This is a genomic window from Sphingobium agrisoli, assembly GCF_041877245.1.
In the GTDB taxonomy this organism is placed as follows: Bacteria; Pseudomonadota; Alphaproteobacteria; order Sphingomonadales; family Sphingomonadaceae; genus Sphingobium.
In genome coordinates, this window is the sequence record NZ_JBHDJI010000004.1 from 319714 (window position 1) to 343615 (window position 23902).

General features: G+C 65.3%; 22 protein-coding genes and 1 tRNA gene. 9 read left to right on the top strand and 14 right to left on the bottom strand.

All coding sequences use genetic code 11. The annotated features are described in order from the left end of the window. Positions 1 to 20 precede the first annotated feature (20 nt). The 6 genes from rbfA to rimP all read right to left on the bottom strand — a co-directional run bounded on the left by rbfA (position 21) and on the right by rimP (position 6373). On the bottom strand, positions 21 to 419 hold the full coding sequence (gene rbfA, locus ACETPF_RS09830; protein ID WP_373934261.1) for a 30S ribosome-binding factor RbfA: 399 nt from the start codon (positions 417 to 419) through the stop codon (positions 21 to 23). A 152-nt stretch (positions 420 to 571) separates the two neighbouring features. Continuing rightward, complete coding sequence (gene infB, locus ACETPF_RS09835) at positions 572 to 3142, bottom strand: translation initiation factor IF-2 (protein WP_373934262.1); 2571 nt, start codon at positions 3140 to 3142, stop codon at positions 572 to 574. 67 nt (positions 3143 to 3209) lie between these two features. Continuing rightward, on the bottom strand, positions 3210 to 3872 hold the full coding sequence (locus ACETPF_RS09840; RefSeq protein ID WP_373934263.1) for a DUF448 domain-containing protein: 663 nt from the start codon (positions 3870 to 3872) through the stop codon (positions 3210 to 3212). A gap of 147 nt (positions 3873 to 4019) precedes the next feature. After that, the gene (locus tag ACETPF_RS09845; protein ID WP_373934264.1) at positions 4020 to 4253 is read right to left on the bottom strand and encodes an isomerase; all 234 of its coding nucleotides are present in this window, start codon (positions 4251 to 4253) and stop codon (positions 4020 to 4022) included. A gap of 7 nt (positions 4254 to 4260) precedes the next feature. Beyond that, positions 4261 to 5835 (bottom strand): transcription termination factor NusA, encoded by a 1575-nt coding sequence (gene nusA, locus ACETPF_RS09850; RefSeq protein WP_373934265.1) that lies wholly within the window; start codon positions 5833 to 5835, stop codon positions 4261 to 4263. 13 nt (positions 5836 to 5848) lie between these two features. Then, a complete protein-coding gene (rimP, locus tag ACETPF_RS09855) occupies positions 5849 to 6373 on the bottom strand; it encodes a ribosome maturation protein RimP (protein ID WP_373934266.1) in 525 nt (174 codons plus the stop codon). Between the two features lie 234 nt (positions 6374 to 6607). Between rimP and ACETPF_RS09860 the strand changes: the two genes are divergently transcribed. Continuing rightward, a complete protein-coding gene (locus ACETPF_RS09860; RefSeq protein ID WP_373934267.1) occupies positions 6608 to 7744 on the top strand; it encodes a PQQ-dependent sugar dehydrogenase in 1137 nt (378 codons plus the stop codon). A gap of 61 nt (positions 7745 to 7805) precedes the next feature. Continuing rightward, positions 7806 to 8918 (top strand): NADH:flavin oxidoreductase/NADH oxidase, encoded by a 1113-nt coding sequence (locus ACETPF_RS09865; RefSeq protein WP_373934268.1) that lies wholly within the window; start codon positions 7806 to 7808, stop codon positions 8916 to 8918. A 27-nt stretch (positions 8919 to 8945) separates the two neighbouring features. Here ACETPF_RS09865 and pyrG read toward each other — a convergent pair whose 3' ends face one another. From pyrG to tpiA, 3 genes are all read right to left on the bottom strand, one after another. Beyond that, positions 8946 to 10580, bottom strand: coding sequence for a CTP synthase (pyrG, locus tag ACETPF_RS09870; RefSeq protein ID WP_373934269.1), 1635 nt, complete (start codon positions 10578 to 10580; stop codon positions 8946 to 8948). 85 nt (positions 10581 to 10665) lie between these two features. After that, entirely contained in the window at positions 10666 to 11040 is a 375-nt protein-coding gene (gene secG, locus ACETPF_RS09875; protein WP_373934270.1) for a preprotein translocase subunit SecG, read from the bottom strand. Positions 11041 to 11186: 146 nt separating this feature from the next. After that, positions 11187 to 11948: a triose-phosphate isomerase gene (gene tpiA / locus ACETPF_RS09880; RefSeq protein ID WP_373934271.1), complete on the bottom strand. Its 762-nt coding sequence runs from the start codon at positions 11946 to 11948 to the stop codon at positions 11187 to 11189. A gap of 205 nt (positions 11949 to 12153) precedes the next feature. Here tpiA and ACETPF_RS09885 point away from each other — a divergent pair, with 205 nt between their 5' ends. Both ACETPF_RS09885 and trpE read left to right on the top strand, forming a co-directional pair. Beyond that, positions 12154 to 14106 (top strand): peptidylprolyl isomerase, encoded by a 1953-nt coding sequence (locus ACETPF_RS09885; RefSeq protein WP_373934272.1) that lies wholly within the window; start codon positions 12154 to 12156, stop codon positions 14104 to 14106. Between the two features lie 4 nt (positions 14107 to 14110). Continuing rightward, entirely contained in the window at positions 14111 to 15625 is a 1515-nt protein-coding gene (gene trpE, locus ACETPF_RS09890; RefSeq protein ID WP_373934273.1) for an anthranilate synthase component I, read from the top strand. A 134-nt stretch (positions 15626 to 15759) separates the two neighbouring features. Here the strand turns inward: trpE and ACETPF_RS09895 are convergent, their stop codons facing one another. The 3 genes from ACETPF_RS09895 to ACETPF_RS09905 form a co-directional block, all read right to left on the bottom strand. Then, the gene (locus ACETPF_RS09895; RefSeq protein WP_373934274.1) at positions 15760 to 16485 is read right to left on the bottom strand and encodes an extensin-like domain-containing protein; all 726 of its coding nucleotides are present in this window, start codon (positions 16483 to 16485) and stop codon (positions 15760 to 15762) included. A gap of 3 nt (positions 16486 to 16488) precedes the next feature. Continuing rightward, positions 16489 to 17259, bottom strand: a complete 771-nt coding sequence (locus ACETPF_RS09900) for an NUDIX hydrolase (protein WP_373934275.1) — start codon at positions 17257 to 17259, stop codon at positions 16489 to 16491. A 65-nt stretch (positions 17260 to 17324) separates the two neighbouring features. Next, positions 17325 to 17400, bottom strand: a tRNA-Ala gene (locus ACETPF_RS09905). Between the two features lie 197 nt (positions 17401 to 17597). Here ACETPF_RS09905 and ACETPF_RS09910 point away from each other — a divergent pair. From ACETPF_RS09910 to ACETPF_RS09920, 3 genes are all read left to right on the top strand, one after another. Beyond that, the gene (locus ACETPF_RS09910; protein ID WP_373934276.1) at positions 17598 to 18551 is read left to right on the top strand and encodes a DUF2171 domain-containing protein; all 954 of its coding nucleotides are present in this window, start codon (positions 17598 to 17600) and stop codon (positions 18549 to 18551) included. A gap of 119 nt (positions 18552 to 18670) precedes the next feature. Next, positions 18671 to 19009: a DMT family protein gene (locus ACETPF_RS09915; protein WP_373934277.1), complete on the top strand. Its 339-nt coding sequence runs from the start codon at positions 18671 to 18673 to the stop codon at positions 19007 to 19009. Between the two features lie 46 nt (positions 19010 to 19055). Beyond that, entirely contained in the window at positions 19056 to 20438 is a 1383-nt protein-coding gene (locus ACETPF_RS09920) for a glycosyltransferase family 61 protein (protein WP_373934278.1), read from the top strand. Positions 20439 to 20806: 368 nt separating this feature from the next. Here the strand turns inward: ACETPF_RS09920 and ACETPF_RS09925 are convergent, their stop codons facing one another. After that, on the bottom strand, positions 20807 to 21949 hold the full coding sequence (locus ACETPF_RS09925; RefSeq protein ID WP_373934279.1) for a hypothetical protein: 1143 nt from the start codon (positions 21947 to 21949) through the stop codon (positions 20807 to 20809). A 342-nt stretch (positions 21950 to 22291) separates the two neighbouring features. Between ACETPF_RS09925 and ACETPF_RS09930 the strand changes: the two genes are divergently transcribed. Continuing rightward, complete coding sequence (locus tag ACETPF_RS09930; RefSeq protein WP_373934280.1) at positions 22292 to 22480, top strand: hypothetical protein; 189 nt, start codon at positions 22292 to 22294, stop codon at positions 22478 to 22480. A 37-nt stretch (positions 22481 to 22517) separates the two neighbouring features. Here the strand turns inward: ACETPF_RS09930 and ACETPF_RS09935 are convergent, their stop codons facing one another. After that, a complete protein-coding gene (locus tag ACETPF_RS09935; RefSeq protein ID WP_373934281.1) occupies positions 22518 to 23513 on the bottom strand; it encodes an HNH endonuclease in 996 nt (331 codons plus the stop codon). Between the two features lie 70 nt (positions 23514 to 23583). Between ACETPF_RS09935 and ACETPF_RS09940 the strand changes: the two genes are divergently transcribed. After that, complete coding sequence (locus tag ACETPF_RS09940; protein ID WP_373934282.1) at positions 23584 to 23811, top strand: hypothetical protein; 228 nt, start codon at positions 23584 to 23586, stop codon at positions 23809 to 23811. Positions 23812 to 23902 lie beyond the last annotated feature (91 nt).

The following is a 23902-nucleotide window of genomic DNA, read 5'->3' on the forward strand; positions in this document are numbered from 1 at the left end:
CGCCGGGCAGGCGTCGAAGGTTATTCGCCGTCCTGCTCCAGGTCTCGCGCTACCTTGGGATCGCGCAGCAGCTTGTCGATATGGCTGCCTTCGTCGAAGCTCTCGTCAGCAAGGAATTTGAGCTTTGCCGCATATTTGAGGCGGATGCGGTGCGCGACTTCGCGCTGGAGATAGGCGGTGTTGGTGCGCAGCGCCTTGAGCACCGCTTCCTCATCCTGTCCCAGCAGCGATTTCACGAACACGGTCGCATGACGCAGGTCGGGCGACATGCGGACTTCGGTGACGCTGACGACATGGCTGGCGAGCACATCGTCATGCACGTCGCCGCGCTGGAGGATGTCGGACAGGACATGGCGCACCTGCTCGCCCACGCGGAGCAGGCGGACGGAGGGGCCTTCGGGTTCTAAATGCTTAACCATCGTATAGATTTCCGACTTGCATCCCCACCGTCAGAACAACGAAAATCAGAAGCGTCCAGAATGGGACACACCCAAGGAGGTCAAGAGCGCAGCCGACTCGGGGATCCAATCCGCTGGATCCACCGTCGGCTGGCTCCTGACAGTTTCCTCGGTCACAGCGTGCGCTGGCGTTCCTCGACCTCGAACAGTTCGAGCGTGTCGCCGACCTTGATGTCGTTCGTATCCTGGAGCACCGCGCCGCATTCCATGCCGGCCCGGACTTCGGACACGTCGTCCTTGAAGCGGCGGAGCGAGGCGATGTTGGTGCGCGACACGATGACATCGTCGCGGGTAAGGCGCGCGGCCAGCCCCTTGCGGATGATGCCTTCCATAACGAGCAGCCCTGCCGCCTTGTCCTTCTTGCCCGCCGGGAACACCTGAAGCACCTCGGCGCGGCCGACGACCGTTTCGATGCGCTCGGGCGCGAGCTGGCCCGCCATTTCGCCGCGGACTTCCTCCAGCAGGTCGTAGATCACGTCATAATAGCGCAGCGAGATTTTCTCGCGCTCCGCCAACTGGCGCGCCTTCGCATTGGGCCGGACGTTGAAGCCGATCAGCGGTGCGCGGCTGGCGGCGGCCAGCGTAACGTCGCTTTCGGTAATCGCGCCGACGCCCGAATGCAGGATACGGACCTTGATCTCGTCGGTCGAGATGCGGTTCAGCGACGACACGATCGCTTCGACAGAACCCTGCACGTCGCCCTTCACCACCACCGGGTATTCGATGACGGTGGTGTTGAGCGCAGAGAACATATGTTCAAAGCTCGTCGGCGCATTGGTGGTGCGCTTCTTGGTCGCCTGTTCCTGACGATAGGCCGCGACTTCGCGGGCGCGCGCCTCATTCTCCACGACGGTGAGCTGGTCGCCCGCCATCGGAACGCCCGACAGGCCCAGCACCTCGACTGGGGTCGAAGGACCGGCGACCTTCACCTGCTGGCCCTTGTCGTTGATCATCGCGCGGACCTTGCCGCTTTCAGAGCCAATGACGAAGGTGTCGCCGATCTTCAGCGTGCCCTTGCGCACGAGAACCGTCGCGACCGCGCCCCGGCCCTTGTCGAGCTGCGCCTCGACCACATTGCCTTCGGCGGCGCGATCGGGGTTGGCGGTCAGTTCGAGCAGTTCGGCCTGAAGCAGGATCTTTTCGAGCAGTTCGTCGAGGCCGGTCTTCTTGAGCGCAGAGACTTCCACATCCTGCACGTCGCCGCCCATATCCTCGACCACGATCTCCTCGCTCAGCAGGCGTTCGCGCACCTTCTGCGGGTTGGCCTCGGGCTTGTCGACCTTGTTGATCGCCACGATCATCGGCACGCCGGCCGCCTTGGTATGGTTGATCGCCTCGATCGTCTGCGGCATCAGCCCGTCGTCGGCCGCCACCACCAGGATGACGATGTCGGTGACGTTCGCGCCACGCGCGCGCATCTCCGAGAAAGCCTCGTGGCCCGGCGTGTCGAGGAAGGTGATGGTGTCGCCGCCCTTGGTCTTCACCTGATAGGCGCCGATATGCTGGGTGATGCCGCCGCTTTCGCCCGACACGACGCTGGTGCCGCGCAGTGCGTCGAGCAGAGAGGTCTTGCCATGATCGACATGGCCCATGATCGTGACCACGGGCGGACGCGGCTGGAGCGTTTCGGGCGCATCGGCCTCGCCTTCCATGCCGATTTCGACGTCGGCGTCGGACACGCGCTGGATGCGGTGGCCGAATTCCTCGACCAGTAGTTCCGCCGTATCCTGATCGATCGGCTGGTTCAACGTGACGGCGGTGCCCATCTTGAACAGCGCTTTCACCAGGTCCGCGCCCTTTTCGGCCATGCGGTTGGCGAGTTCCTGCACGGTGATGCTTTCGGGCACTACGACATCGCGCGACTGCTTTTCACGCTGCTGCGCGCCGCCCGAATAATGGGCGCGCTTTTCCTTTTCGCGGGCGCGCTTCAATGCCGCGAGGCTGCGCGCGCGGGCGCTGTCGTCATCGGCGAGCGCGCGGGTTACGGTCAGCTTGCCGGACTGGCGGCGATTATCCTCGCCCTTCTTGGCGCGATCGGGCTTGGCCGGCTCGGGGCGCTTGACCGGCGCGACCGGCGTGAAGCGACGCGGCGGCGGCACGGTGGAAGCGGCGGGCGCGGGCGTCGCGTCCTCGCGCGGCTGGGGCGCGGCTTCAGCGGCAGGCGCTTGCTCGACCGGAGCAGGCGCTTCGGGCTCGGCCTGCGGCTCGGCGGCCGGCGCGCTGCCGGCTTCGGCGGCGAGACGGTTTTCCTCGGCGCGGCGCTTTTCTTCCTCGCTGGCGGCGAGACGCGCGGCATCCTCACGGCGGCGCGCTTCTTCCAGCGCCGTCATGCGGGCTTCCTCGGCCTCACGCAGCAGCTTGGCCTGCAATTCCTGACGCGACATCAGGCTCTGCGGTGGCGCCTGGCGCGGGGCAGCGGGCTGCGGCGCGCGAGTCTGCTGCGGCGCGGGCGCGGGCGCGGCGGGGCGCGGCGCGGGAACGGGATCGGCCTGGGGCGCAGCCGCAGGCGCGCCACCGGTCGTCTCGCCGGGCTTGCCCAGGACGCGGCGCCGCTTCACCTCAACCACGACCGTATTCTTGCGGCCATGGCTGAACTGCTGCTGCACCTGACCGGATTCCACGGTCCGCTTGATGCCCAGCGGCTTGCGACCCAGAACCGGCTTGTCTTCCTTGCTGTCACTCATACGATCGAACTTAACCCTTCACTTCCGCTCCGGCCGGAAAGGCCCGCCGGCGCCCTATTTTCAATGCCTAGCCGGAAACGCCCGGCGCATCGGTGGAGCCTTGCTCCCCTTGCGCGGGCGCTTGCGTAGCGCAACCCAGATAGCTTTCCAAGCGGCCTATGGCCGCGCGCAGACGCGACGCTGCACGCGAGTCGGTCACCGCGATATGGACGACATTATCCCGCCCCATTGCCATAGATAGGGCGTCGCGGTCCACAGGCAAGGTGATGCCCGCCAAATCCGTGCCTTCCGCTTCCTGCCCGACGCGCAGCGCCTGGTCGAGCTTGCGATTGCCGTCGGCGGCCGCGTCGGCGGCATGGAGCAACAACTGCACCTGCCCCTTGCGGCAGGCGACGTCGATCTTTTCCGAACCGGTGAGCAGCATCGACGCGCGCGCCTCCAGCCCCAGCCGGTCGAGCAGCGCGCGGCGCAGGCCATCCTCGATCAGCGCCGGCAGATCATCCGGGATGGCGAGGTCGCCGCCCTTGAACGCGCGGGCGAGCGCGCCGCGCAGCTTGCCCTTCGCCAGCGCGGCTTCAAGTTCGGCGCGGCTGACGCCGATCCATGCGCCGCGTCCTGGCGCCTTGGCGCGGATGTCGGGCAGCACCTGCCCCTCCGGACCGACGGCGAGGCGGATCAGCGTGTCGGGATCGGCCCGGTCGCCGGTCAGGATGCATTTGCGTTCGGTCATGCGCGGCCTCCGCCACCACAAGACCGTTCGGGTCGAGCCGGTTCGAGCCCGTCGAGAACCGACAGGTCGGTTCTCGACGGACGCATCTCGCCAAGCTCGATGCTGCTCGAACCGAACGGAGATAATGCTGTGGGGAGGGTCAGCCTCTCATCGGGGAGTGTCCGCAGCATGGGCGTCCTCCCTTGGCTGAGGCGTCGCGGCGCGGTCGGCGAGCAATGGCCCGCCAGCCGCGCGATTTTCGGCGAAGATTTGGGAAATCGCGATCCGGGCGGCAGCCGCCGGCTTCCGTCCGGGGGACGAAAGCAGACGCCACGCAGCGACCACCGCGGCTTTCTGCTCGCGGGGGGTGCTGTCGGCCAGGCGGATGTCCACGAAGGGCATGGGCTGCTTACGCTTCCTCTTCGTCGAACCAGTGGGCGCGGGCGGCCATGATGATCTCATTGCCCTGCTCGTCGCTGAGGCCGTAGGTGGCCAGGATGCCGCCCTTGTCCTCATTGCCGCTGTCATTCTTGCGGCGACGCTGATCGACGCGCTTCTTCTGCACCAGTTCGTCGGTGGCGAGATCGGCGAGGTCGTCCAGCGTCTTGATCCCCGCCTTGCCCAGCGTCACCAGCATGGCTTCGGTGAGATGCGGCATGTCGGCCAGCGCGTCTTCGACGCCCAATGCCCGGCGCTCTTCGCGGGCGGCGGCTTCGCGGCGGTCGAGCGCTTCCTGCGCGCGGCTCTGAAGCTCGGCGGCGAGTTCGTCGTCAAAGCCTTCGATGCTCGCCAGTTCGTCCACCTCGACATAGGCGACCTCTTCCAGCTCGCCGAAGCCTTCGGCCACCAGCAGCTGAGAGAGAGTCTCGTCCACGTCCAGTTCGTTCTGGAACATTTCGGAGCGCTGGATGAATTCCTTCTGGCGCTTCTCGCTGGCGTCGGCCTCGGTCATGATGTCGATCGCCTTGCCGGTCAGCTGGCTGGCGAGGCGGACATTCTGGCCGCGGCGGCCGATGGCGAGCGACAGCTGATCATCGGGAACGACGACTTCGATGCGCTCCTCTTCCTCGTCGATGACGACGCGGGCGACCTGCGCGGGCTGGAGCGCGTTGACGACGAAGGTCGCGGTGTCTTCGGACCAGGGAATGATGTCGATCTTTTCGCCCTGCATTTCCTGCACGACCGCCTGGACGCGGCTGCCCTTCATGCCGACGCAGGCGCCGACGGGGTCGATACTGCTGTCGCGGCTGATGACGCCGATCTTCGCGCGGCTGCCCGGATCGCGGGCGGCGGCCATGATGGTGATGACGCCATCGTAGATTTCGGGGACTTCCTGCGCGAACAGCTTCTTCATGAATTCGGGGTGCGCACGGCTGAGGAAAATCTGCGGCCCGCGATTTTCGCGACGGACGTTGAGCACCACCGAACGAATGCGGTCGCCGACGCGGACGACTTCGCGCGGGATCTGCTGGTCGCGGCGGATGACGCCCTCGGCGCGACCGAGGTTGACGACGACATGGCCGAACTCGACCGACTTGACGACGCCGGTGATGATCTCGCCCACGCGGTCCTTATATTCCTCATATTGGCGTTCGCGCTCGGCATCGCGGACCTTCTGGAAGATCACCTGCTTGGCGGACTGGGCGTCGATGCGGCCAAGGTCGATGGGAGGCAGCGGATCGACGATGAAGTCGCCGACCACGGCGTCCTTCTTCAGCTTCGCGGCCTGCTTCAAGTCCACCTGCTTGAAATAATCCTCCACCGTGTCGACCACTTCCACGACGCGCCACAGACGCAGGTCGCCGCTGTCGGGATCGAGCTTGGCGCGAATATCGTTTTCCGCGCCGTAGCGGGCGCGCGCCGCGCGCTGGATCGCGTCTTCCATCGCCTCGATGACGATGGCCTTGTCGATCATCTTCTCGCTCGCCACCGAATTGGCGATGGCGATCAGCTCGGCCTTGTTTGCGGAAATGGCGTTGGCCATGACTTATGAACCCTTATTCCTCGGTTTCAAATTCATCCGCCCCATCGGAAGAGAGCGGCATCGTAGCAGAAATCAGCTTGTCGGTCAGCAGCAGCTTCGCGTCATGGACCAGCGCAAAGGGGATGCGGACATCGCCCGCCTTGGCGTCGGCGAACAGGATATCCTCCCCCTCCACGCCGTTCAGCAGCCCGCGAAAGCTCTTGCGCCCCTCGACCAGTTCGGTCGCGGCGACCTTTGCCTCATGCCCGGCCCATTCCTGGAAGTCGTGCAGGCGGGTCAGCGGGCGATCGATGCCGGGCGAACTGACTTCGAGGCGATAAGCTTCCTCGATCGGATCGGCCTCGTCCAGCACATCCGACAGGCGGCGCGAGATGGCGGCGCAATCCTCGATGACGAGCTGCTTCGTCCTTGGGTCTTCGGCCATGATCTGAAGCGTATGATCGTCGCCCGATCCGAACAGCTTCACGCGCACGAGGTCGAAGCCAAGGGCCTTCACCTCGGGCTCGATCAATGCGGTCAGTTCGGCGATGTCCGCCATGCGGTCTCCAGATGCTCAAAAATGCGTGGCTTCCCGCGCCGCGAGCGATCCGCCCGCGACCCCGACATGTGTAACGATGTAAGGAAGCATTGCCGATATAGGCAGGGCGTCGATTTTCTGCAACAATTTTAATCCCTGCTCATTTCCGTTCGGGCTGAGCCTTGTCGAAGCCCATTTCTTCCTGAAGAAAAGCGCAGCCCTTCGACAGGCTCAGGGCGAACGGAGACACAAGTCATGCGGCGTTCACTGGCGACCACCCTCCCCCTCATCCTCATCGCCTGTTCGGCGCAGAACGCCACCGGGCAGAATGCCGCCATGGGCGCGGACAAGCCGTTCAAGACGTCGATCATCGCCGATTTCGATTCGCCCTGGGCCATGACCTTCCTGCCGGACGGGCGCGCGCTCGTGACGGAGAAGGCGGGCGAGATGATCCTGTTCGATCCGAAGAACGGCACGAAGATTCCGGTCGCGGGCATCCCGGCCGTCGACAGCGCGGGACAAGGCGGCCTGATGGACGTGGTCCCCTCTCCCACTTTTGCGAAGGACAAGGCGGTCTATTTCAGCTTCTCCGAGGCACGCGACGGCGGCAAGGGCGTGGCGCTGGCGAAGGGCACCTTCAACCAGGCGAGCGACGGCACGACCAAACTGGACGGGGTGCAGGTGATCTTCCGCGCCACCCCCTATGTCGAGGGGAACGGCCATTATTCGGGCCGCATCGCCTTCTCGCCCGACGGCAAATATCTCTTCTTCACCAATGGCGAGCGGCAGCAATTCGATCCGGCGCAAGACCCCAAGGCGACGCTGGGCAAGGTGCTGCGCCTGAACCTGGACGGCACGCCGGCGGCGGAGAATCCGCTGGCGGCGAAGGGATTCCATCCGGCGGTCTGGTCCTACGGCCATCGCAACCTGCTGGGCATCGCCTTCGACAAGGACGGGCGACTGTGGGAGCAGGAGATGGGGCCGAAGGGCGGCGACGAGGTGAACCTCGTCAAGCCCGGCCTCAACTATGGCTATCCGCTGGCGTCGAACGGCGACCATTATGACGGGCGCGACATTCCCGATCACAAGCCGGGCGATGGCTTCGAAGCGCCCAAAGTCTGGTGGAACCCGGTGATCTCGCCGGGCGGGCTGCTTTATTATTCGGGCGACATGTTCCCGCAATGGAAAGACTCGCTGTTCATTGGCGGCCTGTCGAGCAAGGCGCTTGTCCGCGTGAAGCTGGACGGCGAGAATGCGAGCAAGGCCGACCAGTGGGACATGGGCGCGCGCATCCGCGAGGTGGAGCAGGGACCGGACGGCGCGCTGTGGCTCCTGGAGGATGGCGGCGGATCGCAGGGGCGGCTGCTGAAGCTGACGCCGGCGGCGGGCTGACCCTTTTCGCCAGTGGTGGCGCTGCCTATCTGGAGCGCTTTCTTTGACCTGGAGATTGACCATGCCTGGTCCCACGCTGTTCCAGCCGTTCGACGTCGGCGCCCTGAAACTCGCCAACCGCATCGTCATTGCGCCCATGTGCCAATATTCGGCCGTCGATGGCGAGATGACCGACTGGCACCTCATCCATCTGGGACAGCTCGCCCTGTCGGGGGCGGCACTGCTGACGATCGAGGCGACGGCGGTCGTGCCGGAAGGACGGATCAGCTATGCCGATGTCGGCCTTTGGGACGATCGCACCGAAGCGGCGATGAAGCGGGTGCTGGACGGCGTGCGCCGTCATTCCGACATTCCGATCGCGATCCAGCTCGGCCACGCGGGGCGCAAGGCGTCGACCGAGGTGCCGTGGAAAGGCGGGGCACAGATCGCGCCCAACGACGCCCATGGCTGGCAGACGGTCGCGCCGTCCGCCCTACCCTTCACGCCCGGCACCCACGCCCCGATGGCGATGGATGCCGCCGCGATCGGTCGGCTGCGCGATGCGTTCGTCGCTGCGGCACGGCGTGCGGCCAATCTGGGGCTGGACGCGGTTCAGCTGCACGGCGCGCACGGCTATCTGCTCCACCAGTTCCTCTCGCCCCTCTCCAACCGTCGCGACGATGATTATGGCGGATCGCTGGAAAACAGGATGCGGCTGCCGCTGGAGATATTCGACGCGGTGCGCGCCGCCTTCCCGGCGGACCGGCCGGTCACGATGCGGGTGTCGGGCACCGACTGGGTCGCGGGCGGATGGGACATAGAGCAGACGATCGCCTTTGCCCAGGCGCTGGAGGCGCGGGGATGCGCCGCCATCCATGTGTCGAGCGGCGGGCTGGACCCGCGCCAGGCGATCCCGGTCGGTCCCAGCTATCAAGTGCCGCTCGCCCGCGCGGTCAAGCAGGCGGTGGACATGCCGGTGGTCGCGGTCGGCCTCATCACCGATTATGAGCAGGCGGAAGCGATCGTCGGCACCGGCGACGCCGACCTGATCGCAATCGCGCGGGCCATCCTTTACGACCCCCGCTGGCCCTGGCACGCCGCGGCCCATCTGGGCGCTTCGGTGAAGGCACCGCCGCAATATCTGCGCTGTCAGCCGCGCCAGTATCGTCACCTGTTCGACGCGCCGGCGGGGTGATGGCCGCCAGCCGGCAACGCTATCGGTTCAGACCAGCCGGCTCTGCTTGACCGCCGCCTCGATGAAGCTGGCGAAGAGCGGGTGCGGGTCGAAGGGCTTGGATTTGAGTTCCGGGTGGAACTGCACGCCCACGAACCAGGGGTGGTCCGGCCGCTCGACGATTTCGGGCAGAGCGCCGTCGGGCGACATGCCTGAAAAGATGAGGCCGCCCTGCTCAAGGCGATCGCGATAGCCGGCGTTGACTTCGTAGCGGTGGCGGTGGCGTTCGCTGATGTCGCTGGTGCCGTAGATGCCCGCGACGACGCTGTTGCCGGTGAGCTTGGCCGGATAGGCGCCCAGCCGCATCGTGCCGCCCAGGTCCGTTTCGGCGGTGCGCTTCTGCAAGCCTTCGGCGCTCATCCATTCGGTGATGAGGCCGACGACCGGCTCCGACGTCTCGCCGAATTCGGTGGTGGAGGCGTGGGCGATGCCCGCCATGTTGCGCGCGCTTTCGATGCAGGCCATCTGCATGCCGAGGCAGATGCCGAAAAAGGGCACGCCGCGTTCGCGCGCGAAGCGGACGCTGGCGATCTTGCCCTCCGACCCGCGCACGCCGAAGCCGCCGGGGACGAGGATGCCGTGCATCGGTTCAAGCCGCGCGGCGATGTCAGCCCCCTCTTCCTCAAACAGCTCGGCGTCGAGCCACTTGATGTTGACTTTCACCCGGTTGGCGAAGCCGCCATGGGTCAGCGCCTCATGCAGCGACTTGTAGGCGTCGGGCAGGCCGACATATTTGCCGACGACGCCGATGGTGACTTCGCCCTCGGGGTTCTGCTGGCGGTCCATGATGTCGGCCCAGCGATCGAGCGAGGGCGCGGATTCGTCGGCAATGCCGAAGGCGCGCAGCACTTCGCGGTCGAGCCCTTCGGCATGATATTGCTGGGGCACGGCATAGATGCTGCTGGCGTCGAGCGCGGGGATGACCGCTTCGGGCCGGACGTTGCAGAACAGCGCGATCTTGCGGCGTTCGCTGTCGGGCAGCGGCTGTTCGCAGCGACACAGAAGAATGTCAGGCTGGATACCGAGCGAGGTCAGGTCGCGGACGCTGCGCTGGGTGGGCTTGGTCTTCAGCTCGCCCGCCGCGGCTATGTAGGGCACCAACGTCACATGGACGAAGATCGACTGGCCGCGATCGAGGTCGTTATGCAGCTGGCGGATCGCCTCCATGAAGGGAAGCGATTCGATGTCGCCGACGGTGCCGCCGATTTCGCACAGCACGAAGTCGAGATCATCGGTGTCGGCGGTGGCGAAGGCCTTGATCTCGTCGGTGACGTGCGGGATCACCTGGACCGTAGCGCCCAGATAGTCGCCACGCCGTTCCTTCGTGATGATCGTCTGATAGACGCGGCCCTGCGTCACATTGTCGCTCTGCCGCGCGGAGACGCCGGTGAAGCGCTCATAATGGCCAAGGTCGAGGTCGGTTTCCGCCCCGTCGTCGGTCACATAGACTTCGCCATGCTGATAGGGCGACATCGTGCCCGGATCGACGTTGAGATAGGGATCGAATTTCCGGATTCGCACACGGAAACCCCGCGCTTGCAGCAGGGCTGCAAGGGATGCGGCCATCAGGCCCTTTCCAAGCGAGGAGACCACGCCGCCGGTGATGAAAATATACCGCGCCATGGGAGAGGAGGCTTAGCCTTTCGGAACGACAAAGGGCAAGCGCGCGAATCCACGCGCGCTTAAAAAAAGATCGAAGATCGACGGATCAGTTGGCGAGCGGGACCGCGCCGTTGGACGCGGGAGCCGCCGCATTGCCGGCCGCGCTGCCGAGCGGATCGGCGCTGCCGGCGGGCGCAGGCGCGCCAGTCGTGGCGGGGGCCTGCTTCACCAGCGAGGTGTCGATGTCGGTCGGCGCGTGGCGCACCGATGCGATGACCGCCATGACGATCGACAGCGTGACGAAGATCGTCGCCAGCACCGTGGTCGACCGGGTCAGGAAATCCGCCGCGCCGCGCGCCGACATAAAGCCCGACGGGCTGCCGCCCACGCCCAGCCCGCCGCCTTCCGACTTCTGCATCAGGATGACGGTGACCAGCATGGCCGCCACGATGGCCTGCACGACGAGGAGGAAGGTGAACATGCGACGATTTTCTGTCCGGTGATGGGATGCGTTGGGCGGCACATAGCGACGATGGGGCCGTGGGGCAACCGCACCTTTTCCTCCCCTCCCTCTCAAGGAGCGGCCCATCCCAACCCCTCCCCTGAAAGGGAGGGGCTTTATGCAGATCAAGCCGCCGCCTGCATCCTCTGGTCGGCCGCCTCGATGATGGGCGCGAATTTCGCGGCGGAGAGGCTCGCGCCGCCGACCAGGCCGCCATCGACGTCGGGCAGGGCCATGAGATCGGCGGCATTGTCGCCGTTCATCGACCCGCCATAGAGGATTCGCATCCTGTCCGCCTCCGCGCCGATGCGGCTGGCGAGCGCCTTGCGCAGCGCGGCGTGCATGGTCGCGACCGCCTCCATCGTCGGGATGCGGCCGGTGCCGATCGCCCAGATGGGTTCATAGGCGATCGCCAGCCAGTCGGCCGCCGCGCCATCGGGCAGCGATGCGAGCAGCTGGTCGGCGACGACCTGCTCGGCCTTGCCGGCGTCGCGCACGGCCAGCGTCTCGCCGACGCACAATATGACGTTGATGCCGGCCTGATGGGCGGCTTCCGACTTGGCGGCGATGTCGGCGTTGGTTTCGCCGCGTGCTTCGCGCCGTTCGCTATGGCCGGTGATGACCCAGGTCGCGCCCGCTTCAGCGAGCATGTCCGCCGACAGCGACCCGGTGTAGGCGCCGCTGATATCCATATGGCAGTTCTGCGCGCCGATGAAGGCCGCGCCGCGCCGTTCCGATCCCGCCATGATGAGCGTCGCGGGCAGGCACAGTCCCACCTCCACCGCAGGATGCTGCGCGGCGATCCGGCCGATCGCCTCCACCTCGTCGAGATGCGCGCGCATCCCGTTCATCTTCCAGTTGCCGACAACCAGCTTGCGCCTGTTCATCCGCTTGGTTCCCTTGTTGTTATTGCTGCACGTCGCCCTTGCGCTTCCGCCGCCGCAGGTCTGCGCCCGCGTCCGTCTCCCCGGAAGCCTTGAGAGCTTGCCAAAGCCGATGGACGGCCCCCGCGCATTTGTCCAGTGCAAGCCTTGCCGCCGCGACCGTCCCGCCCTAAAGCGTGCCGCCAAAGCCCCCTTGCCGGACGATCCCATGCTTGCTGTTTTCCGTCGCCTTATCCGTTCCAAATTCGGCGCGCTCTTTGCTGTCCTGTTCCTGGGCATCGTCGCCGCCGCCTTCGTCATGGGCGATATCACGAGCGGCAAGTTCGGTGGCGGATCGCTGCTGGGTGGAGGCGGCACGGCGGCCAAGGCGAAGGGATATAGCCTCAGCGTCGCGGAGGTGCAGGACCGGGTGCAGCGCGTGTTCGAAAATGCGCGCCAGTCCAACCCCTCGCTCCAGATCGCCGATTTCTTCGCGCAGGGCGGCGGCGATCAGGTCTATGACCAGCTGGTCGATGCCCTGACCTTGCGCGCCTTCGCCGACGATCAGGGCGTGCATATCAGCAAGCGGCTGGTCGACGCGCAGATCGCGCAAATCCCTGCTTTCCAGGACGCGGCCGGCAATTTCAGCCAGGACGCCTTCCGCCAGCTGCTGCTGCGCCAGCGCATCACCGAGCAGGCGTTGCGCGACGATATCAGCCGCGAAATCTTGCAGCGGCAGCTGACCGCTCCGGTCGCGCTGGGCGCATCGCTCACCGACAAGATGGTGCTGCCCTATGCCTCGCTGCTGCTCGAAAAGCGGCAGGGCAGCGTCGCGGCGATCCCGGCGGTCGCACTGCTGGATCAGAAAGACCCGAGCGACGCGCAACTGGCGGATTTCTACAAGAAGAACGGCGCGCGCTTCACCATCCCGGAGCAAAGGAGCATCCGTTACGCGGTGATCGCCGCCGAGCGCTTCGCCCAGGCGGCGCAGCCGAGCGACGCGGAGATCGCGGCCTATTACAACCAGAACAAGTCGGCCTATGCCGCCAGGCAGACCCGCAGCGTCGAGCAGCTGGTGCTGCCGACACAGGCGGGCGCGAAGGCGATCGCCGACAAGGTGAAGGCCGGCACGTCGCTCGCCGCCGCCGCACAGGGCGCGGGGCTGGCGGTGTCGGTCGCCACAGACCAGAGCCGCGAGGCGATGACCGCCGCGAGTGGCAAGCAGGTGGCGGATACGGCCTATGGCGCGAAACAGGGCGAGCTTGTCGGACCACTGCGGGGTCCGCTGGGCTGGCTGCTGCTGCGTGTGACCGCGATCAAGGAGACCCCGGCGCGGCCTCTCGCGGCGGTGCGCGACGAGATCGTCACGACGCTGCGCGCGCAGAAGGAAAAGCAGCTCCTGTCCGATTTCACCGGTAGAATCGAAGATGCCGTCGCCAATGGCGACAGTTTCGAGCAGGTGGTGAAGGATAATGGCCTCAAGCTGGAAGTCACCCCGCCGCTGCTCGCCACCGGCAAGCAGGTCAAGGACCAGGCCTATGCGCCGAGCGACGACGTGAAGCCGCTGCTCGCCCCCGTCTTCGCCATGAGCGCCGACGACGACGCGCAGCTGATCCCGATCGCCCCCGACAAGCGCTACGCGCTGGCCGCGCCCGGCGACATCGTCGCCGCCGCGCCGCCGCCGCTGGCCGAGGTCAAGTCGGCGGTCGTGCTTCAGTATAAGCTCAATGCCGCCAACCAGAAGGCGAAGGCGCTGGCCGAGCAGGTCCGGGCGAAGGTCGCCAAGGGCATGGCCCTCGCCGACGCGATCGCGCAGACCGGGGTGAAGCTGCCCCCGCCGCAGACGCTGGGCGGCAGCCGCGCCGAGCTGATGCGCGGGCAGCAGCGCCCGCCGGCCGAGGTCGCGATCCTCTTTTCCATGGCGCAGAATACGGTCAAGACGCTGCCGATCGGCGGGGACCGGGGCTATTTCATCGTCCAGCTGACGAAGATCGAGCGCGGCAACGCCGCCGGGCGCGCCGACATATTGGCACCGCTGCGCCGGGAGCTGGGGCAGGCGACCGGGGTCGAATATGCGCAGCAGTTCGAGCGGGCGGTCGAAAAGGAGCTGGGCGTGACGCGCAATCCCAAGGCGGTGGCGCAGGTGCGCCAGGCGCTGGCCGCCACCAATAGCGGCCAGTAAGGCGATGGCGGGGGCGGACGACGGCGTGGCGAGCGCCAGGGCGGCACTGGCGCGCGGGGAGTCGGCGCTGGTGTGGCGACGGCAGATCGCCGACACGGACACCCCCATTTCCGCCGCGCTCAAATTGTTCGAGCCGGATCGCGGCGACTATCTGCTGGAATCGGTGGAGGGTGGCGCCGTCAGGGGTCGCCACAGCCTGATCGGCCTTGCCCCCGACCTCGTCTTCCGCGCCGATGGCGACCGGGCCGAAATCAACCGGCACTGGGCGACCGACCGCGACGCCTTCGTGCCCGAACCGGGCGGCGCGCTGGATGCGCTGCGCGCGCTGGTGGCGGAATGCCGGGCGGAGATGGACCCGGAACTGCCCGCCGCGCTCGCCTGCCTCGTCGGCTATTTCGGCTATGAGACGGTGGGGCTCGTCGAAAAGCTGCCGCGTCCCACCCCCAATCCGATCGGCCTACCCGACATGCTGTTCGTGCGGCCGACGGTGATCCTGATCTTCGACCGGCTGACGGACCAGCTTTATCTGGTCGCGCCGGTGTGGAAGGGCAGCTTCACCGACCCCGATCGCGCGATCGAGGCTGCGATGGAGCGGATCGACGCCGCCGCCGCAAAGCTCGCCGCCCCCCTCCCCGCCCCGCCCGCGCCAGCGGGAATCGCCGATATCGCGGTGACGCCGGTGCTGGAGCCGGGTCGCTATGCCGAGATGGTGGGCAAGGCGAAGGACTATATCGTCGCGGGCGACATCTTTCAGGTGGTGCTGGCACAGCGCTTCACCAGCCCCTTCACCCTGCCGCCCATCGCGCTGTATCGGGCGCTGCGGCGGATCAACCCCTCGCCCTTCCTCTATTATCTCGATCTGCCCGGTTTCGCGCTGATCGGCTCCAGCCCCGAAATACTGGTGCGCGCGCGTGACGGCGAGGTGACGATCCGGCCGATCGCCGGCACCCGGCCGCGCGGCAAGAGCGCGGTCGAGGATGCCGCCAACCGGGCAGGCCTGCTCGCCGATCCCAAGGAGCGGGCCGAGCATCTGATGCTGCTGGACCTTGGCCGCAACGATGTCGGCCGCGTGGCGAGCGCGGGCAGCGTCACCGTGACCGAAAGCTACACGGTCGAATTCTACAGCCATGTCATGCATATCGTCTCCAACGTCGTAGGACGACTGGCGGACGACAAGGATGCGATCGACGCGCTGTTCGCCGGCTTCCCCGCCGGCACCGTATCGGGCGCGCCCAAGGTCCGCGCCTGCGAGATCATCGCCGAACTGGAGCCGGAAACGCGCGGCGCCTATGCCGGCGGGGTCGGCTATTTCGGGCCGGACGGCAATATGGACAGTTGCATCGTGCTGCGCACCGCCGTCCTTAAGGACGGCGTCATGCATGTGCAGGCGGGCGCGGGCATCGTGGCGGACTCGCAGGCCGAATATGAACAGCGCGAGTGCGAGGCGAAGAGCGGCGCGCTGCTGGCGGCGGCGCGCGAGGCGGTGAAGGTCGCGCGCGAGGCGGGTTTCGGGCAGTAATCCGCGTCCTCCCCTGCAAGGGGAGGGGACCGTTTGCGAAGCAAATGGTGGAGGGGTGTCACCCCCTCGATAGCTGGCCACCCCTCCGTCTGGCCTGCGGCCAGCCACCTTGCCCGAAGGAAGAGGATGCTTTCCTACCGGCACGCCCGCCAGCCCGTCGCCCCCCTTTCCGCCTGGTCGAGGTGGAAATGGTCGCGGTGGGCGGCATTATAGTCGGGCGAGAGCACGGTCGAAAACAGGTCGCACGCGCCGTCGCGCACCGCGCGCAGAAAGGCCGCGTCCTTGCCCGTCCCCTTCCAGTCGTTCAGCACACTGACCTGACGCCCGTCCGCCAGCACGAAGGCGGCGATGTCGATCGCGTCGGCGGTCGCATGTTCGCTGAAGTCGCCCGCGCTCCGGCCATATAGGCGGCGGCAGCTATAACTGCCGAAATGGCGCAGGCTGCGCACGGGCTGGCCGTAGATACGCTGGGCGGCGGGCTGGACGACATGCCACTCCCAGAGCTTCAGCGCGGCGGCTACCGGGCAGGAAGGCGCGACCGAGGCGGGCGACAGGGCGACCGCGTCGGCGTCGCGTTTCAGGCGGACGGCATCGGAATAAGCGCATTGATCCGCGCCCCCCGGCTTCATCGCGACATAGGCGACCCCGCCACGGTCCAGCAGCGCCCTGCACCGCCCGGCGTCGCCGGTCAGCGCCGCGAGCTTTCGCCCGGTGAACAGGCCGACCGGCTGAGCCAGGTCGAGGTCGGTCCAGGGCAGATCCTGCGGCCGCTGGCGCGCCCACGCATAGGCCAGCAACAGCAGGAACAGGAGGGCGGCAAGGACGAGGATACGGCGAAGGGTCAGGTGCAGGCGGCGCATGCCCTAAACACGCCGGGCGAGCCGCATGGGTTCCGATGTTATGGGATAGCCCAGATGATCGGGGATGCACAAATGCGTCTCACCGTCCCGCTCCTCCTGCCAGGGGCGCACCTTTTCCACCGGGAAGGCACGGGCATGGGCGACAAGATCGCCATGGCGGTCGTAAAGCGCCAGCCGTTCCAGATTGCGCCGGGTGGGATAGATGATCCGCGCCTCGCCCCGGTCCGCCAGCACCAGCGTGTCGGCGGCGCTGCTCCAGAACAGGCGGACATTCTCGGTCGTGTCGACGCTCGCGATCTGACTTTCGGGCGCGCGGGCGAGGTAAAAATGTGCGTCGAACACGCGCGTCGGCCGATCGAACGGCGCAGGATGCCACCGGGCGAAGGGGGTGAGCGCATCGAGTGCCAACGACAGGCCGTGCCGGTCGAGCAGGTCGCCCAGCATCGCGCCGTCATGCAACCCATCGCGCAGCCGCAGCACCATGGCGGCGTCGACATCGCCGACCAAGCCGACGCCCAGACCGGCTTCCTCGATCGTTTCGCGAATGGCGGCGATGCGCGCCGCCGCTTCGTCCGGGTCCAGTCCATGATCCATCCGCGCCGCCAGCGCATGATCGCTCGCATCGACCGCACCGCCCGGAAAGACCAAGGCGCCCGCCGCAAACGCCATGGTGCCGGCGCGCTCCAGTATCAGAAGCTCCGCCGCCCCATGCGCGCGGTCGCGCACGACGATCAGCGTGGCCGCCAGCCGGCCGATGTCCCTGTCCTGCGTCATGGAACCGCTCTACGCATGGCGCGCCCCGGCGGTAAAGTCCTTCGGCATCAACCCTGAAAAAGAGTTGGTGGAGCCTAGGGGGATCGAACCCCTGACCTCGTCATTGCGAACGACGCGCTCTCCCAGCTGAGCTAAGGCCCCCCGAAGGAAGGCCGCCTATAAGCGAGCAAGGGAGCCCGCGCAACGATCTTTTTGCGCAAAATCACCGCCCCCAAAGCACGTCGAAACGCCACAGCGCCGCGACATTACCCCGCCGTAACGGCCGGAACGATGCCCCATTCCGCTCATTATTGGGAAGACGGCGTGGCAAGGCGCCGCCATAGTCAAGGAGAAGGACGATGGGTTATCAAGGCGGAGGCCGATACGGCCAGGATCGCTCCGGCAGCGGTTGGGGCAGCGGCTGGGATCGCGGGACGGACCGCTATCGCGAATCCGGCGATTATCGCCGTGACGACCGCAGCGGCGGATATCGCTACGGTACGCGCGGCCAGTTCGGCGGCGGCGATTATCGTGACCGTCCGCGCGACTATGACCCCGACGAACGCGGCTTCTTCGAGCGCGCGGGCGACGAGGTTCGCAGCTGGTTCGGCGACGAGGAAGCCGAGCGTCGGCGCGAATATGACGAATATTACAACCGTCCCTATGGCGACCCGCGCGATCCGTCGAGCCGTCAGGGTTTCGCCTCTGCGGCGCGCAGCGACTATCTGCCCAATCGAGGCTATGCGCCCTACACGAACGAGCGCAGCGGCTTCGGCAGCGAGGACCATGGCTATCGCACCCGCGCCTATGGCCCGCAGCAGGATTATGGTTCGCATCACGACAGCAACTATCATAGCTGGCGCCAGCAGCGGATCGACGAACTCGATCGTGACTATGCCGAATATCAGCGCGAGAATCGCGACCGCTTCAACAACGAGTTTGGCACCTGGCGCACGCGTCGCGGCGAACAGCGGCAGGCGGTGCAACAGGTCAAGGAGCATATGGAGGTCTTGGGCAGCGATGGCGAGCATGTCGGCACCGTCGACAAGCTGCGCGGCGATCGCATCATCCTGACCAAGAGCGACCAGGACTCCGGCGGCGTGCATCACTCGATCCCGTCGAGCTGGATCAAGTCGGTCGACGCCACCAGAGTGACATTGGAAAAGACCGCGGCGCAGGCGCAGGACGCCTGGCGCGCCGAACGCGAGCAGGGCGCGATGTTCGGCGATCGCGACGAGGACCGTGGCGGCGGCTGGAGCAAGCAGAGCTATGCTGGCAGCAGCAGCAGCGGTTACGGCACGCGCGACCGCTGACCCCCGCTGGACACTGAAACCAAGAGGCCCGGTGGCGACACCGGGCCTTTTCCCATGGCCGCTTGCACAGGGTGCGGGGGCGGCCCTAAAGCGGCCGTCCCCCTCCTGCCGAGCGCGCCATGCCCACCATATTGCTGCTGATCGTTTCCAACCTGTTCATGACCGTGGCCTGGTACTGGCACCTGAAGGGCGGGATGGAAAAGTCGATCCTGGTCGTCATCCTCATCAGCTGGGGAATTGCGTTGTTCGAATATTGCCTCGCGGTGCCGGCCAACCGCATCGGCTACGCCCATGGCTGGAGCGCGGGGCAGCTCAAGGTCGCGCAGGAAGCGATCGCGCTCATCATCTTCGGCGGCTTCATGGTGACGGTATTGGGCGAGCCCCTACACTGGCGGCACTTTGCCGCTTTCGGCTGCATCATGGCGGCGGTGGCGTTCCTTTTCGTCGGGCGGAACTGACAGACGGCTTGCATTGCTTATAACTCGCTCATAGCCCTGATCGCCGATGACAGCTGAAAGCTTATCGAAAACCCGGACTCTGTTTGTCGCGCTGCGACCAGCGATGCTTCGAGGCGACAGTGCGACCGTCGATCGGCTGTGCAACGATAGGACGGTCGACTCCCTGTCGGCCCACCATTTTTTCACATGCATATCCGAATTGCTGCGGCACGAATATCTCGACGCAGCCGGCGCTTTGCTTATGCGGCATAGCCAGCATCATCATGATCATCGCATGTTCGCGGCGATCCGCGACGTACGCCGCTTCGCCAAAGAAAAAGCACCGGACGATCCTGTCGTCGATCGAATGACGCAGTTGCATTCCCTCATTTACGGGGACGATGTTCCAACGCCCCGACAGACGGGTTACGCCTTCCTGCCGCTGCAGGAATTTCCGGAAGCGCATTGGGGCACAGTCTCGATCGGCGCTTCGCCCGCGGTGCCAAGCGTCCACATTGATCGACTGCGATCCGACATCGATGCTTTTAAGGAGGCCATGCGCGGAGCCACCGACCAGCCGGTGCTCGAATATACCGACGTTTTCCTCGACAGGTATGGACAGGTGTGGAACGAGGCTGGTTGTTTCGCGATCAATGCCAAGAGACCGATTGTTCATGTGGATCGCGCGTCCGTCCCGCAGATCGATATCGGTATGCGCGCGGTGGTAGCGACGTCGGGACTCTATCACTGGCTCGTAAATTTGATGCCGTCGCTGGCCTGGATGGTGCGCGACAATGTCGACCCAAACTTGCCGATCCTGATCAGCGGCGACGGCCCTCCCTTCGAGACCGCCGCGCTGGACCTGGCGGGCCTGGGCGGCAATCGGCTGCACCTTGTGTCCGATGTCGTCTTCGCGCGGCGCCTAATTTCCTCGCCCATCGGTATGCGGCACTTGCGCGGCTGGGATCATGTCCAGCCGATTTTCGATCAAATGATCCGCAGCGCCGAAGAAAAACGGGGCGGGCAGATCATGCCCCGGCGGATCTATGTGAGCCGCACAGATGCGCGTCGACGCCCGATGCAGAACGAAGCGGCACTTCAGGCGGCAATGGCGGCACGCGGCTTTACAGTCTGCGTGCTATCGGAACTGCCGCTGTGGGAACAGGTGGCCCTGTTCCATCACGCTGATGTGATTATAGGCCCGCATGGAGCTGGTCTCGCCAACATGGTGTTCACTCGTCCCGAAACGAGAGTGGTGGAGCTGATTCCGATCGTAGCGGGCGCCTACAAGCTACGCTTCAACTACCTCCGGCTTTCCATGCTGCGCGGCCTGCGTCACCATGCCTGGCTGGAGACGCAGTTCGCCGGTAGCGACCAATGGACCACCGACATCCCGTCGTTTCTTGAGTTCGTGGACACCATTTTGGCAGGGCTGCGCGAGTCCGATTAGGCGGGGGGTGGATGATGCCACTGCTCGGTAAACCGCTTCCCGCTGGCCGGGCGCCTGCTCCATCGACGCGGCCGACACCACCATCCCGGACACCCCGGTTTCAACCCCCAAAGCCCCACAAATGAGGCAACCCACCGGCATGAGCCGAAGGGCATTACCCCTTTGATTTGCTGAAGTTCCCTTGTGGAGGGATGGTGCCGCTTACGTGACTCGAAAAGTGTCGGCAAGCCGCTGAAATCCTGTCTTTTTGATGGGAAATAAAATTTCAAGGCCCCCTAAAGGGCCCCCAGTTATCCACCGCTGCAATTTGGCGATGTGGGGAACAAATCTGTGACTCGAATAGCCGTTTCGATCAGCCACAACAAGCATCATTGCACCTCTTCAGCCGGAGGCACCGGAGGATAGAGGTGCGACATGATCTGGCCTGACATGATCGGATCGAGTTTGTCGGCCTCACCCAACGCCCACTCTTCCCAGGCCGCCAGGCTCTGCGTGGTTACATCAGCGCGTTGCTGCATGGCGAGACGGACGGCCACGACCAGTGCACGGAGATCTTGCGATTGGCGCAGCAACTCACCGCTCATCCGCAAGTCGGCGATCCGCTGCTCGTTCTGCTTCCGGATATGCTCGAGGCGCTTTCGCTCCCGCTCCCTTCTAGCCTCCTCTTCGCGGCGCAGCTGCTCGATCCGTTCCTCTTCGTCCCTGATCTCAGCCTCCTTCAGGCGGCGTCGGAAAGCAGCTTCACCGGCAACGATCAATGCAACGGCAATCTCCCCTATCCTCGATTCCAGCCTGCTTCCTGCTTCGACCTGCCAAGAACAACCGTCGGCTCCTGAGCACCTCAGGAACAACGGAGTGCTTAATGGGAGGTTGGGGTCTGCGATGCGCTCGCCAGCACGCCAGACTGTTGCATGCTTGCCGAGGATTCCAATCTCAAGACTGAGGCTGGTATCACCAATACACGCACTCGGACGGAACTGGCGCGGGCGGTCATTCACATAGACTGATGCCGTATGCCCGCGCTTTGCGAGCGCCAGGAACAGGCCATTCAGCAATCGCAATTGCCGCAGATCGACCGGATTGTCGAACTGTGGGCCCTCGCCATACCAGCGGTATTCCGCGACCTTTTCGCGGCGTCGCTGTTCCTTGCGAAGGATGTCGGCGAGCGCCGGATGGTGGGTTTCGAGCGTCTTGGGCACCGACACCTTGCCGAGCAGCTTCGTTTCGCGGGCTCGCAGATCGTCCAAGTCCTCGGGCACCTCCTTGCTGGCGAAGGGACCAGAAGAAGGCATCGGATTAGCCTTGGCGACAAACTGCTCGAAGCGATGGTCGATCCACAGCCGTCCGGTCTCACCAGGGCGTCGCGGTTGCGGCTTTGGCGGTCCGGGAACCGCGCGACCAGCATGTACGCGATTCCAGTGTCCCTGTGGAGGCGTGACCACGCCGTACTTCTTCAGCAGCTTGCGCAATGCGACGTCGCTGGTGCCAAATTTTTGCGCGAGGTCGCGCATCGGTTCAGACCATGCAAAAGCAATAAGATCTTCGGGCAAGGCAAGAAAGTCGCGGTGTCGGGACCAGTATGACATTTGGGTACTCGGCGCAGTTGTCCGGCGACTTCGCGCCGTTGCAAGGGTGCCGTTCCTTTTTGGATCGTTTGGCGATCCTTGAGTTGGAACACCAAGGGCTTTGCCCTCTCGTTCCCCAAACCGAAATAGACACCCCCGTGTGGCGGGCTGTGCCCGCTGGCCCGCGCCAGGGCATCGATTCCGGTTTTCCCTCCCCCTCCCATCCTCGCCGGAAGGCAGGCCGCATGCCGCGTGTCGGATGCGGCTTTGCCGGAAGGAGTCGGGCAAATGGGCGATCAGATCTTGAATTACCGGGCTTGCGGAGCGGAGTGCCGCGAGGACTGGTTGCGGATGCTGGCTTGCGACAATGGCTTGCCGTTCGAATCTGTGCGGGATGCCGCCGAGCGGTTTGGCGAAGCCGAGGACTTTCGGCGGTTGATTGACTATTGCGAAGGGGGCGGATCGGCTTTGCAATGAAGCCGAGAGGGCAGCTTGCGGCGCGCCGCCTGACACGTCAGGCGGCGATGCTGTCTGCGAACCAGTGTGTGTTGTGCCAGTCCAGAAAGGCAGGGTCGGGATCGAACCGTTTTGCCGGACGCAAGCTGGCTTGGTCGAACTGCTGGAAGAATTCGCGGGTCTCGCGGCTCTGGCTTTCGCGCAGCTGCCGCGAGACATGGATGCGGCGGTTCTGATCGACGGTGATCAGACCCCTGTCAAAGGCGCGGTCCAGCGTTGCCGATAGCAACAGGCCGTTGGCCGGGTTGTGCCGGTTCTCAATGTCCTTGCCCCATGGCTTGATATGGCTGGCGGTCAGGAGGCGCGGATTGGCGATGCCGGTGATGCAACAGGTGTCCTCATAGTTGGCGAGGACTGCGCGGCGGAAGAAGTCCTGGCCGACGCGCTGGTTGACCAACGCCTGGGTTGTTGATGCACCCTGGTAGGGTTCGAACCGGAACTCGCTGACTTTGTCCTTGAGCCGGGTAGAGGCTGGTGCGGGTTCGCCATGTTCGACTTGTGTCGCCCACATGCTTTCTGCACGCGCGACCAGGCCGGTCCAGTCCTGGCCGAACTCGGCGTAGGTTGTCCGGTCGAGTTTTGAGGCACCATCTAGGCCTTTGCGCCCACTTTCGGTGATCTTGGGATCGAGGCTGGCGAAGTTGCACAGCTTCATCGCAACCGAGCTGCTTGACCGGCCCAATGCGGCGGCGAGTTGCTGGATTTCTGGATTGCCCGAATGCAGCTTCCCGAACGGCAGCTGGAAATAGAGGTAGAGCGCGAGGACCGTCTCCTCCTCGCTCCAGCGTTTCCGTAGGCTGCCTTCGTCCCCCATGACGATGTTTTGAGCGAGGCCGCCCAGGGGCGCAAGTGGCTTGGAGTGCTGTGGTTTCTCCTGCGGGCACAAGATCCCTTCGATCCGGGCGGCCGTTTTGTGCACCGGACCTGGCCGCACGCGTTCAGCCATCAATGCCCGGCCCGCGCCGGTTCGCGGGTGCTCACCCGTGTTGGACATGACGACTGACCTTGGCCGTGCGGCCTGTCGGTTTGGTGCAACGAGCCACCAGATACGAAAGGACAAATCCATGGCCCGCAACAATTCCGCACCGGCAGCCGAAGCAAAGGCCCCGGACTTCATCGCCTGGCACGTCGCCAACAGAGGCGACAAGGCCTTCTGGACCAAGGTCGGAGCGGCGTGGTTCCACCGCGACCGCAAGGGCGTTTCACTTCAGCTCGAGGTCGTGCCGATCAATGGCCGCATCGTCCTGCGTACACCGCTCGAGGACGAGGCCAAGGAACAGCCGGGCGCTTAGTGGACTTGTAACGTTTTTGTGCCGGTCACTTGAGAGTTTAAGGCTCGTTCAAGGAGACCGACGAGATGATCAAGCATAGTGAAGAGTTCAA

Excerpts from the sequence above, each read along its gene's own strand:
- ACETPF_RS09865 (WP_373934268.1), top strand. The coding sequence starts at position 7,806 with ATGCCTGGTCCCACGCTGTTCCAGCCGTTCGACGTCGGCGCCCTGAAA.
- trpE (WP_373934273.1), top strand. The coding sequence starts at position 14,111 with ATGGCGGGGGCGGACGACGGCGTGGCGAGCGCCAGGGCGGCACTGGCG.
- ACETPF_RS09925 (WP_373934279.1), bottom strand. The coding sequence starts at position 21,949 with ATGCGCGACCTCGCGCAAAAATTTGGCACCAGCGACGTCGCATTGCGC.
- ACETPF_RS09915 (WP_373934277.1), top strand. The coding sequence starts at position 18,671 with ATGCCCACCATATTGCTGCTGATCGTTTCCAACCTGTTCATGACCGTG.
- rimP (WP_373934266.1), bottom strand. The coding sequence starts at position 6,373 with ATGGCGGACATCGCCGAACTGACCGCATTGATCGAGCCCGAGGTGAAG.
- ACETPF_RS09860 (WP_373934267.1), top strand. The coding sequence starts at position 6,608 with ATGCGGCGTTCACTGGCGACCACCCTCCCCCTCATCCTCATCGCCTGT.
- ACETPF_RS09930 (WP_373934280.1), top strand. The coding sequence starts at position 22,292 with ATGGGCGATCAGATCTTGAATTACCGGGCTTGCGGAGCGGAGTGCCGC.
- secG (WP_373934270.1), bottom strand. The coding sequence starts at position 11,040 with ATGTTCACCTTCCTCCTCGTCGTGCAGGCCATCGTGGCGGCCATGCTG.
- ACETPF_RS09910 (WP_373934276.1), top strand. The coding sequence starts at position 17,598 with ATGGGTTATCAAGGCGGAGGCCGATACGGCCAGGATCGCTCCGGCAGC.
- ACETPF_RS09895 (WP_373934274.1), bottom strand. The coding sequence starts at position 16,485 with ATGCGCCGCCTGCACCTGACCCTTCGCCGTATCCTCGTCCTTGCCGCC.
- infB (WP_373934262.1), bottom strand. The coding sequence starts at position 3,142 with ATGAGTGACAGCAAGGAAGACAAGCCGGTTCTGGGTCGCAAGCCGCTG.
- ACETPF_RS09940 (WP_373934282.1), top strand. The coding sequence starts at position 23,584 with ATGGCCCGCAACAATTCCGCACCGGCAGCCGAAGCAAAGGCCCCGGAC.
- rbfA (WP_373934261.1), bottom strand. The coding sequence starts at position 419 with ATGGTTAAGCATTTAGAACCCGAAGGCCCCTCCGTCCGCCTGCTCCGC.
- ACETPF_RS09920 (WP_373934278.1), top strand. The coding sequence starts at position 19,056 with ATGACAGCTGAAAGCTTATCGAAAACCCGGACTCTGTTTGTCGCGCTG.
- ACETPF_RS09840 (WP_373934263.1), bottom strand. The coding sequence starts at position 3,872 with ATGACCGAACGCAAATGCATCCTGACCGGCGACCGGGCCGATCCCGAC.
- ACETPF_RS09900 (WP_373934275.1), bottom strand. The coding sequence starts at position 17,259 with ATGACGCAGGACAGGGACATCGGCCGGCTGGCGGCCACGCTGATCGTC.
- tpiA (WP_373934271.1), bottom strand. The coding sequence starts at position 11,948 with ATGAACAGGCGCAAGCTGGTTGTCGGCAACTGGAAGATGAACGGGATG.
- ACETPF_RS09845 (WP_373934264.1), bottom strand. The coding sequence starts at position 4,253 with ATGCCCTTCGTGGACATCCGCCTGGCCGACAGCACCCCCCGCGAGCAG.
- pyrG (WP_373934269.1), bottom strand. The coding sequence starts at position 10,580 with ATGGCGCGGTATATTTTCATCACCGGCGGCGTGGTCTCCTCGCTTGGA.
- ACETPF_RS09885 (WP_373934272.1), top strand. The coding sequence starts at position 12,154 with ATGCTTGCTGTTTTCCGTCGCCTTATCCGTTCCAAATTCGGCGCGCTC.
- ACETPF_RS09935 (WP_373934281.1), bottom strand. The coding sequence starts at position 23,513 with ATGTCCAACACGGGTGAGCACCCGCGAACCGGCGCGGGCCGGGCATTG.
- nusA (WP_373934265.1), bottom strand. The coding sequence starts at position 5,835 with ATGGCCAACGCCATTTCCGCAAACAAGGCCGAGCTGATCGCCATCGCC.